We start from the raw sequence: 9,026 nt of genomic DNA on the forward strand, positions 1-9,026 counted from the left end.
TCCTTAGCGACGACCGCCACCAGCACCACGAGGTGCAGGGCCGTCCTGGAGTTCCTGTGCTTTACGGTCACGTGCCTGCGGATCGTGCTCCATGATCTCACCTTTGAAGATCCAGACCTTGATCCCGATGATCCCGTAGGGGGTCATCGCTTCGGCATGTGCGTAATCGATGTCGGCACGCAGAGTGTGCAGAGGCACGCGGCCTTCGCGGTACCACTCGGTCCGTGCGATTTCGGCGCCGCCCAGACGACCCGCGACGTTCACCCGGATACCCAGGGCGCCCATGCGCATGGCGTTCTGAACCGACCGCTTCATGGCGCGACGGAACGAAACACGACGTTCCAGCTGCTGAGCGATGGACTCGGCAACCAGCTGCGCGTCAAGCTCGGGCTTGCGCACTTCGACGATGTTCAGGTGCAGTTCGCTGTCGGTCATACGAGCAAGCTTTTTGCGCAGAACTTCAATGTCTGCACCTTTCTTGCCGATGATGACACCGGGACGAGCCGTGTGGATTGTAACGCGGCACTTCTTGTGCGGACGTTCGATGATCACACGGGCAACACCGGCCTGCTTGCACTCTTTGTTGATGAACTCACGGATCTTGAGGTCTTCCAGCAGAAGATCACCGTAGTCCTTGGTGTCGGCGTACCAGCGGCTGTCCCAGGTGCGGTTGACCTGAAGGCGCATGCCGATCGGATTTACTTTATGACCCATTAGGCTTGCTCCTCAACTTGACGCACCTTGATGGTGATCTCCGAGAACGGCTTCATGATTTTGCCGAAACGGCCACGGGCACGCGGGCGACCGCGCTTCATGACCAGGTTCTTACCAACCCATGCTTCGGCAACGATCAGCTCGTCGACATCCAGGTTGTGGTTGTTCTCGGCGTTGGCGATTGCGGATTGCAGACACTTTTTGACGTCCTGCGCGACACGCTTGTTGCTGAAAGTCAGGTCGGTCAGAGCCTTCTCAACTTTCTTGCCGCGGATCATTTGCGCAACCAGGTTCAGTTTCTGCGGGCTGGTGCGAAGCATGCGGGTTTTCGCCATTGCTTCGTTTTCAGCCACGCGGCGGGGGTTCTTTTCCTTGCCCATGACTTACTTCCGCTTCGCTTTTTTGTCTGCGGCGTGGCCATAATAGGTACGGGTCGGCGAGTATTCACCGAACTTCTGACCGATCATGTCTTCCGAGACGTTGACGGGAATATGCTTCTGGCCGTTGTACACACCAAAGGTCAGACCCACGAACTGGGGCAGAATGGTGGAACGACGCGACCAGATTTTGATGACTTCGTTGCGGCCCGACTCGCGCGCTGCTTCGGCTTTTTTCAGCACGTAAGCATCGACGAAAGGACCCTTCCAAACAGAGCGAGACATGGATTAACGTCCCTTCTTCTTGGCGTGCCGCGAGCGGATGATCAGCTTCTGGGACGCTTTGTTCTTGTTGCGGGTACGCTTACCCTTGGTGTCCTTACCCCAAGGCGTAACCGGCGTACGGCCACCCGAGGTACGACCTTCACCACCACCGTGCGGGTGATCGATCGGGTTCATTGCAACACCACGAACCGACGGACGCACGCCCTTGTGGCGCATACGACCGGCTTTACCGAGGTTTTGGTTGCTGTTGTCGGGGTTGGACACGGCACCGACGGTGGCCATGCATTCCTGACGGACCATGCGCAGCTCGCCCGAGCTCAGACGTATCTGAGCATAGCCGCCATCGCGACCAACGAATTGCGCGTAAGTACCGGCCGCACGTGCGATCTGACCGCCTTTGCCAGGCTTCATCTCGATGTTGTGGACAATGGTACCAATGGGCATGCCCGAGAACGGCATTGCGTTGCCCGGCTTGATGTCAGCCTTGGCGGATGCCACGACTTTGTCACCAACAGCCAGACGCTGCGGAGCCAGGATATATGCCTGCTCGCCGTCTTCATATTTTACCAGTGCGATGAATGCGGTCCGGTTCGGGTCATATTCGATCCGCTCGACGGTTGCCGCGACATCAAATTTGTTCCGTTTGAAGTCAACGATCCGGTAGAGACGCTTTGCGCCACCGCCGCGGCGGCGTGAAGTGATCCGTCCGGTGTTGTTCCGGCCGCCCGATTTGGTCAAACCCTCAGTGAGAGACTTGACCGGACGTCCTTTCCAAAGCTCCGAACGGTCGATCAGCACCAGCCCGCGCTGGCCCGGCGTCGTCGGCTTGTACGACTTGAGTGCCATGCTTTCTGTCTTCCGTTTAGCAAGTGCAGGGGATTTCCCTGCTATGTGTTAGGCCCCCGTAGGTGCCCAAGGTGAAGGGCCCCGAAGGTCCCCGGTTACAAATATCAGAGGCCCCGGAACGAATCCGAGGCCGTAAGATTGGGAGCGTGTAACAGGGTTGGGGGTGGGTGTCTATAGGGAGAAAGTGAATCACAACGGCAACATTGCGAAGAATTCACAAAATAGTTGTTCACCTATTCTCACTTGCCACCTTAGTCTATTGTTGGTAGATGCCCGCCATCTTATCTACAGAACGTCATTGGCGTTGCAGCGCCTTACGACGGATAACTCCGGCAATGGGATACTACGTATTCCCAGCGCCCGTTCCGAAACCGGGTATACGCGCGAACGCGTACCGGTTTCGGCCAACTACATGTCGTCATAGAATTTCTCCTTAATCACGACTGCAGACTTAAGTCTGCGCTCGTGAAAACCCCTCTTAGGTCTTCACCTTAGAAGCCGGAGAGGAATAGAGATGACGACGGGCATCCAAAGACCAAGCAACATACTTCGGGGTGTGGCGTCAAGCGACAATCTGCCCCTACGTTTGCTGTGGTAAGCTATTGTTTATACCTAAAATCAATATTACGTAGTCAACAAACGAGTCACATCATTTTTTTCTTTGAATGTGCACCGCGCCATGCAATCGTGGTGTCATAGGGAGATAACAAATGAATATTCCGAACCAAGTGCTCAAGCGGTTAGAAGCTGCTGTCACTGAGGCGTTCCCTGCAGAATTGATAGCAGACATCAAAATTGAAGACGTAATAATCGACACTGAAGCCCGTGAAATACGGGTTACTCTTATTGTGAGCACAACAGTGGATCCCACAGAATTCGCCCAAGGATATTTTGGACTAACAGGAAAAATGCGCCGATCACTTGCCGAAAAAGGCGACAAGTGGAGCAAATTCTTCCCTGTAGTCACACCGTCAATTGGACACGAGGTACATGCCTGACGAACAGTTGGCCGAGAGCTTGGTGGCAACTGCAAACAAACTGCTCGCCCCCAGGGACGAAGACGTTAGCCAGACCGATCTACGAAGAGCAATCAGCACAGCATATTTTGCCGTTTACCATGCGCTTGCACGAGTTTCGGCGCACAGCTTGGTTGGCGAAAACCGTGAAGACCGCCCCAACCGCGCTTGGGTAGAAGTCTACCGTGGTCTTTCGCATGGCTCGTGTAAAGATGCCTGTTCAAAAGCCAAGTCCATCGGCTTTCCGGAAGAAATCGAAGGTTTCGCTGCTGCTTTTGTTCGCTTGCAGGATGCCAGAAAGCGTGTGGACTATGATCCTACTTGCCGACCCACTCTAGAGGAAGCTAGAATGTGGGTTGCAATCGCAGAAGTCAGTATTGGACGTCTTCTAGAAGCCAGTCCCAATAGCAAAATTGCCTTCGCGACTTGGGTACTCATCACCAGCCCCGGTGCAGCTCTTGCTAGAACCGCTGTTAAGTTGAAAGTAGGTCCGGAACTTGGGTTGCCAGTAGCTGATTTTTGACCGCGCTCGCCACTCAAAAACTACTAATACCAACAAAAAAACCCCCGCTTTCGCGGGGGCCTTTAGCTCTCTCCACAAACGCGATCCGATCAGAGACCGGTGGACACGTCGATGGTGTTCCCCTCTTCCAGGGTCACATATGCTTTTTTGACGTCTTTCCGCTTGCCCAGCTGGCCGCGGAACCGCTTGACCTTGCCTTTGGTCACAGTGGTGTTCACCGCTTTGACCTTCACACCAAACAGCGCCTCAACGGCCTCTTTGATCTGCGGCTTGTTGCTGTCGATCGCCACTTCAAAGACAACCGCGCCGTTTTCGGACGCCATGGTCGACTTCTCGGTGATGATCGGCTTGCGGATCACGTCGTAGTGTTCTGCCTTCGCGCTCATTTCAGACGAGCCTCCAGTGCTTCGACAGCCGCTTTGGTGAGCACCAGAGTGTCACGCTTGAGGATGTCATAGACGTTTGCGCCCATCGACGGCAGGATATCCAGACCTTCGATGTTCTTGGACGCTTTCAGGAACCCTTCGTTCACGGTCGCGCCGTCGATGACCAGAGCGCGTTTCCAGCCCAGGTTTGCAACCTGTTTGGCCAGAGCGGCGGTCTTGCCTTCGGCTTCGGCGTTCTCGATCACAACCAGTTCACCTGCCTTGGCTTTGGCCGACAGAGCGTGGCGCAGGCCAAGCTTGCGGAACTTCTTGGGCAGGTCGTGGCCGTGCGAACGTACGACGGGGCCTTTGTAGATACCACCACCACGGAAGATCGGCGCGTTGCGGTCACCGTGACGAGCGCCACCGGTGCCCTTCTGGCGATAGATCTTCTTGGTCGAGTAGCTGGTTTCCGAGCGGGTCTTTACCTTGTGGGTGCCGGCCTGCGCGTTGTTGCGCTGCCAACGGACCACACGGTGCAGGATGTCCGCGCGCGGCTCGAGGCCGAACAGGTCCGCATCCAGCTCAATGTTGCCGGCTTTGCCGCCGTCCAGTTTGATTACATCAAGTTTCATGCTTCACCACCTTCCGCGGGCGCTTCTTCCGCAGGTGCTTCAGTTGCGGCACCTTTTACGGCTGCCGGGAAAGGCAGACCTTCGGGTGCTTTCTTCTTGACGGCGTCCTTGACGGTAACCCAGCCCGATTTCGGTCCGGGAACGGCGCCTTTGATGAAGACCAGACCACGGTCGGCGTCGGTCTTGACAACCTCCAGGTTCTGGGTGGTGACACGGGCAGCACCCATGTGACCGGCCATCTTCTTGCCTTTGAAAACCTTGCCCGGGTCCTGACACTGACCCGTTGAGCCGTGCGAACGGTGGCTGATCGAAACACCGTGCGAGGCGCGCAGACCACCGAAGTTGTGGCGCTTCATCGCACCGGCAAAGCCTTTACCGATCGAGGTACCCGAAACGTCAACCTTCTGACCTTCCAGGAAATGTTCTGCCGAAATCTCGGCACCCACTTCGATCAGGCCATCTTCGGAGACGCGGAACTCGGCCAGCTTACGCTTGGGCTCGACCTTGGCAGCGGCATAGTGACCGCGCATGGCCTTCGAGGTGCGTTTTGCCTTGGCGGCACCGGCGCCCAGCTGAACGGCGGTGTAGCCGTCTTTGTCAGCGGTGCGCTGTGCAACAACCTGCAGATTGTCCAGGTGAAGAACGGTCACAGGAATCTGCTTGCCGTCTTCCATGAACAAGCGGGTCATGCCAACTTTTTTTGCGATAATACCAGAGCGCATAATCTATACCCTCCGATTACGACTGCAGCTTGATCTCGACGTCCACACCAGCAGCGAGGTCGAGCTTCATCAGCGCGTCAACGGTCTGGGGGGTCGGATCAACGATGTCGAGCAGACGCTTGTGCGTACGAATCTCGAACTGGTCGCGGGATTTCTTGTCAACGTGAGGGCCACGGAGAACCGTGAACTTCTCAATCTTGTTCGGCAGCGGGATCGGGCCGCGCACGTTCGCGCCGGTCCGCTTGGCAGTGTTGACGATCTCTTGCGTGCTGGCATCCAGAACGCGATAGTCAAATGCCTTCAGCCGAATACGGATGTTTTGGCTTTGCATAGATACAGCCTTTTATCAGGCGTTGAGGTTGAGAGGAGGACAAGCGCGCATCGCCAACCCTCTTCGAACCCAAAAGGCGGGAATCACCCCGCCTTGACGTTCTTGTTGAGAACTCGCGCGTATTAGTTGGGTTGGTGGGGTTTGGCAAGGGGGAATTAGGTTTCCGTGGGTTTGAAAAAGATAGTTTCTGTCCCGCCGTAAGTCACTTGCGTGAGAAGCGAACACCTCTGTTCTCGACACAACCCTTTAGTTACGTCACAAGAAGATAAAGCACTTTTTAGGAGCGGGCATTGGAAGACCTCTCAACGCTGTACATTTTTCTCGATGAGGGTGGGAATTTCGACTTTTCCAGAAATGGAACAAAGTTCTTCAGTATTACGTCGGTCAGTATGAGAAGGCCTTTCCGGCTACACACAAGTTTGGATACCTACAAATACGACTTAATCGAACATCGCATCCAACCTCGTATTGAACTTCAACATTTTCATTGTGCCGACGACAATGCTCACGTGAGGCGTCGCGTTTTTGATATGCTAGCTCAAGGGTTGGCAGAAAACTCAGTCGACTCAGTTCTGGTCGAAAAGTCAAAGACTGGTCCAGCGTTGCAAGCCCCTGAAAAGTTCTATCCGCGGATGTTAGGGTACCTGCTAAGGTATGTCGTGGGTAAAAGTCAGGAAGGAATCGGCGAACTCGTGGTAATTACCGACTCAATTCCCGTCGCACGCAAGCGCAGGGCGATAGAAAAAGGGCTTAAGACAGTCCTCAAAGAAATGCTGCCTGCCGACACGCCCTATCGAGTTATGCATCACGCGTCCAAAGCACATTATGGCCTTCAAGTTGCAGACTATCTTAATTGGGCGATCTATAGAAAATGGGAACACGGAGATACCAGTACATATGAAACCATCCGCCATTTGATTCAAAGCGAATTTGATATATTCCGAACCGGAATACGCCACTACTATTAGAGAATTTGACCCCCCCAACTACCTCACGGAGAACCCCTTGGGTTCTTATCATCGGGGGGGAACCTTTAGCTCGAATATAGCGAACAAATTGTAGATTACAAGTTAATCGCTCCAGCGCCCCATCCAGTAGAATGGTTGTGCTTCAATCGAAAAGGCCACACCGATGTGGGACGGCCTTCTTTCTTTCAATAGAATAGGCTCTCATTGCTCTTTCAGAGCTATTCAATAGTCTTCGACACGACGTCGACGGTGCGGCCACCTTCGCGGATCGTGAAGCAAAAACCGATTTCCTTCGCGATCGGTGCGATTAGCTCAACGCCGAACGACACGTTATCGCAGGGCCCGACCGAAAACCCTAACCCTCCACCGCCTGCCCTGCCTCATATCTCGGCGCGATCACCTTTTCGTAAAGCACAAAGAATAACGGCGTCAGTACCATCGACAGGGCAACCACAATGATCAGCGTGTTCGCCACGTCCGCGCTCAGAACATGGGTGGCGACCGAGAAGGACAGCAGCACAAACCCGAACTCTCCGGCCTGCGCCATCCCCAACGCAAACAGCCAGTTGTTCGCACCCGAGACGCCGAACAATCGCCCCAAACCCAGCAGAACAACCGCCTTGATGACCATAACGCCCAGGGTTAACCCAACCACCAGCCCCAGATGATCCAGCATCAGGCGGAAGTCCACGGACGCTCCGACACTGACGAAAAACAGACCAAGGAACAGGCCCTTGAACGGCGTGATCTCTTTCTCAAGCGCGTGGCGGTATTCGCTGTTGGCCAGAACAACACCGGCGATGAAGGCACCCAGTGCCGGGGTGAGCCCAACGACCATCATCAGCACCGCCACGCCGACCACCAGCGTCAGGGCCATGGCCGTGAAAAGCTCGGGCAAATTGGCAGATTCCACATAGCGAAACACAGGGCCGGTGAGGTAAGCGCCGCCGACGATTACCAGACAGATCGACCCCAGCGTCACAACCGCCCTGAGCCATTCCGGCAGGCCCTGCACGAGATTCAGAGAAAAGCCCGGGCTTGTCGCGGGCCCATGGCTGACGGTGTTCAGGCCCGTAGCCGCCAGATCAGGCATCGCCAGCAATGGCAGAAATGCCAGGATCGGGATGACAGCAATGTCCTGCATCAACAGAACGGAAAAGCTCGACTGCCCCCCACTGCCCATAAGCAGCCCCTTTTCATGCAGGGTCTGCAGGACAATGGCCGTGGATGACAGCGAAAAGATCAGGCCCACCGTTAGCCCAACCTGCCATTGTTGACCCAAGACAAGGGCCAGCCCCATGATGGCCAGGGTCGTGCACACCATTTGCAGACCGCCCAATCCAATCAGCCTGCGCCGCAGATCCCACAGCTTTTTCGGGGCCAGTTCCAACCCGATCAGGAACAGCATCATGACGACGCCGAATTCAGCGAATTGTTCGAGGTTCTCGATATTCACGTTCAGGACGGACAGCGTTGGCCCCAGCAACATACCCGCGATCAGAAATCCAAGCACCGAACCCAGCCCAAGCCACACGGCGATTGGCACGATGGCGATGCCTGCACCCAGCAGGACAAAGGACAAGAGCAGGTAATTTTCCATTGGGGTCAAAGAACTGCGAACAAATGTGCCTTACGGAAACACCCCGTTCCACGGCGAGGCTTGGTAGCCTTGTACGATAACGCACCATCAACCCGCCGTCGAGGCATGCGCGACCGGTCGCGTGCTATAAGGGGTTAACCCCGCCAGGTTTGCCAATGCAAAAGGCCGCTCCCTCAGAAGCGGCCCCATGTTTTAAATAGCCAAATGTCAGGCGCAGCGCGCCAAAGGAATGACACGGTCCTCAGGCTCCTGCGGGGTGTCGGTATCCTTCCGGTCATGCTCAGCCTTGGGGACAGGTTCGCACAAAATGGCATCCTGCATATCATCAAGGTCGCCGCTATGCATAAGCCGGGTTGCATAGGTGAAAAAAGTGTCGCCAAACATGTTGCAGCCTTTCTGTGCTGGGGGAATTGCGCTGTGTCTTCCCTCACCGAGATAGGCGCCAAGACTTATGCAAGCATGTGCATTTGATTAAGACCTCCAGACCTTGCACGGCAGATGATTGATTTGCGAAACGCCAGCAGGGCCAAAGGTTGTCTTTCCAACTAAAAAAGCCGCCCCTGTTTGGGACGGCCTTCTTTGAGTCAACGGTTGGGTCCGAGATTATTCGACGAATAATCTCCGCACCCTCGCGCCTTACTCGA

Annotated in this window: 13 protein-coding genes and 1 pseudogene; 3 read left to right on the plus strand and 11 right to left on the minus strand. The window is 55.3% G+C overall.

The window, feature by feature from the left end; all coding sequences use genetic code 11:
* Nucleotides 1-3 precede the first annotated feature (3 nt).
* From rpsC to rplB, 4 genes are read right to left on the minus strand one after another with little or no spacing between them, the layout of a single operon-like run.
* A complete protein-coding gene (rpsC, locus tag ACRZ94_RS06205) occupies nucleotides 4-714 on the minus strand; it encodes a 30S ribosomal protein S3 (RefSeq protein ID WP_008758042.1) in 711 nt (236 codons plus the stop codon).
* Nucleotides 714-1,094, minus strand: a complete 381-nt coding sequence (rplV, locus tag ACRZ94_RS06210) for a 50S ribosomal protein L22 (RefSeq protein ID WP_039538267.1) — start codon at nucleotides 1,092-1,094, stop codon at nucleotides 714-716. The genes rpsC and rplV overlap by 1 nt, the downstream gene beginning before the upstream one ends.
* Before the next feature lie 3 nt (nucleotides 1,095-1,097).
* Nucleotides 1,098-1,376: a 30S ribosomal protein S19 gene (gene rpsS / locus ACRZ94_RS06215; RefSeq protein ID WP_005980699.1), complete on the minus strand. Its 279-nt coding sequence runs from the start codon at nucleotides 1,374-1,376 to the stop codon at nucleotides 1,098-1,100.
* A 3-nt stretch (nucleotides 1,377-1,379) separates the two neighbouring features.
* Nucleotides 1,380-2,222: a 50S ribosomal protein L2 gene (rplB, locus tag ACRZ94_RS06220; protein ID WP_008757664.1), complete on the minus strand. Its 843-nt coding sequence runs from the start codon at nucleotides 2,220-2,222 to the stop codon at nucleotides 1,380-1,382.
* A 710-nt stretch (nucleotides 2,223-2,932) separates the two neighbouring features.
* Between rplB and ACRZ94_RS06225 the strand changes: the two genes are divergently transcribed.
* Nucleotides 2,933-3,220, plus strand: a complete 288-nt coding sequence (locus ACRZ94_RS06225; RefSeq protein ID WP_480649795.1) for a hypothetical protein — start codon at nucleotides 2,933-2,935, stop codon at nucleotides 3,218-3,220.
* Entirely contained in the window at nucleotides 3,213-3,761 is a 549-nt protein-coding gene (locus tag ACRZ94_RS06230; protein ID WP_480649793.1) for a hypothetical protein, read from the plus strand. The genes ACRZ94_RS06225 and ACRZ94_RS06230 overlap by 8 nt, the downstream gene beginning before the upstream one ends.
* 89 nt (nucleotides 3,762-3,850) lie before the next feature.
* Here the strand turns inward: ACRZ94_RS06230 and ACRZ94_RS06235 are convergent, their stop codons facing one another.
* From ACRZ94_RS06235 to rpsJ, 4 genes are read right to left on the minus strand one after another with little or no spacing between them, the layout of a single operon-like run.
* Nucleotides 3,851-4,147 (minus strand): 50S ribosomal protein L23, encoded by a 297-nt coding sequence (locus ACRZ94_RS06235; protein WP_009176651.1) that lies wholly within the window; start codon nucleotides 4,145-4,147, stop codon nucleotides 3,851-3,853.
* Nucleotides 4,144-4,761 carry a 50S ribosomal protein L4 gene (gene rplD / locus ACRZ94_RS06240; protein ID WP_010437039.1) on the minus strand — a complete coding sequence of 206 codons (618 nt, stop codon included), beginning with the start codon at nucleotides 4,759-4,761 and terminating at the stop codon, nucleotides 4,144-4,146. Before rplD ends, ACRZ94_RS06235 begins: the two co-directional genes overlap by 4 nt.
* Nucleotides 4,758-5,483, minus strand: a complete 726-nt coding sequence (gene rplC / locus ACRZ94_RS06245; RefSeq protein WP_480796905.1) for a 50S ribosomal protein L3 — start codon at nucleotides 5,481-5,483, stop codon at nucleotides 4,758-4,760. Before rplC ends, rplD begins: the two co-directional genes overlap by 4 nt.
* A gap of 16 nt (nucleotides 5,484-5,499) precedes the next feature.
* Complete coding sequence (gene rpsJ, locus ACRZ94_RS06250; RefSeq protein ID WP_008756422.1) at nucleotides 5,500-5,814, minus strand: 30S ribosomal protein S10; 315 nt, start codon at nucleotides 5,812-5,814, stop codon at nucleotides 5,500-5,502.
* 290 nt (nucleotides 5,815-6,104) lie between these two features.
* Here rpsJ and ACRZ94_RS06255 point away from each other — a divergent pair, with 290 nt between their 5' ends.
* Nucleotides 6,105-6,782 (plus strand): DUF3800 domain-containing protein, encoded by a 678-nt coding sequence (locus ACRZ94_RS06255; protein ID WP_480796906.1) that lies wholly within the window; start codon nucleotides 6,105-6,107, stop codon nucleotides 6,780-6,782.
* A gap of 218 nt (nucleotides 6,783-7,000) precedes the next feature.
* Here the strand turns inward: ACRZ94_RS06255 and tuf are convergent.
* The 3 genes and pseudogenes from tuf to ACRZ94_RS06270 form a co-directional block, all read right to left on the minus strand.
* Nucleotides 7,001-7,129 (minus strand): annotated as a pseudogene (gene tuf / locus ACRZ94_RS06260) (elongation factor Tu); the annotation flags it as partial.
* Nucleotides 7,130-7,137: 8 nt separating this feature from the next.
* On the minus strand, nucleotides 7,138-8,382 hold the full coding sequence (locus ACRZ94_RS06265) for a cation:proton antiporter domain-containing protein (protein ID WP_480649787.1): 1,245 nt from the start codon (nucleotides 8,380-8,382) through the stop codon (nucleotides 7,138-7,140).
* Between the two features lie 207 nt (nucleotides 8,383-8,589).
* Nucleotides 8,590-8,766, minus strand: a complete 177-nt coding sequence (locus ACRZ94_RS06270) for a hypothetical protein (RefSeq protein WP_480796907.1) — start codon at nucleotides 8,764-8,766, stop codon at nucleotides 8,590-8,592.
* Between the last annotated feature and the right edge of the window lie 260 nt (nucleotides 8,767-9,026).

Source organism: Ruegeria sp. CH10, assembly GCF_056537125.1.

Bases quoted from the DNA above. Each gene is read 5' to 3' on its own strand.
- rpsJ (WP_008756422.1), bottom strand. From the start codon at position 5,814: ATGCAAAGCCAAAACATCCGTATTCGGCTGAAGGCATTTGACTATCGC.
- ACRZ94_RS06270 (WP_480796907.1), bottom strand. From the start codon at position 8,766: ATGTTTGGCGACACTTTTTTCACCTATGCAACCCGGCTTATGCATAGC.
- rplD (WP_010437039.1), bottom strand. From the start codon at position 4,761: ATGAAACTTGATGTAATCAAACTGGACGGCGGCAAAGCCGGCAACATT.
- ACRZ94_RS06265 (WP_480649787.1), bottom strand. From the start codon at position 8,382: ATGGAAAATTACCTGCTCTTGTCCTTTGTCCTGCTGGGTGCAGGCATC.
- ACRZ94_RS06230 (WP_480649793.1), top strand. From the start codon at position 3,213: ATGCCTGACGAACAGTTGGCCGAGAGCTTGGTGGCAACTGCAAACAAA.
- rpsC (WP_008758042.1), bottom strand. From the start codon at position 714: ATGGGTCATAAAGTAAATCCGATCGGCATGCGCCTTCAGGTCAACCGC.
- rplV (WP_039538267.1), bottom strand. From the start codon at position 1,094: ATGGGCAAGGAAAAGAACCCCCGCCGCGTGGCTGAAAACGAAGCAATG.
- rplC (WP_480796905.1), bottom strand. From the start codon at position 5,483: ATGCGCTCTGGTATTATCGCAAAAAAAGTTGGCATGACCCGCTTGTTC.
- rpsS (WP_005980699.1), bottom strand. From the start codon at position 1,376: ATGTCTCGCTCTGTTTGGAAGGGTCCTTTCGTCGATGCTTACGTGCTG.
- rplB (WP_008757664.1), bottom strand. From the start codon at position 2,222: ATGGCACTCAAGTCGTACAAGCCGACGACGCCGGGCCAGCGCGGGCTG.
- ACRZ94_RS06235 (WP_009176651.1), bottom strand. From the start codon at position 4,147: ATGAGCGCGAAGGCAGAACACTACGACGTGATCCGCAAGCCGATCATC.
- ACRZ94_RS06225 (WP_480649795.1), top strand. From the start codon at position 2,933: ATGAATATTCCGAACCAAGTGCTCAAGCGGTTAGAAGCTGCTGTCACT.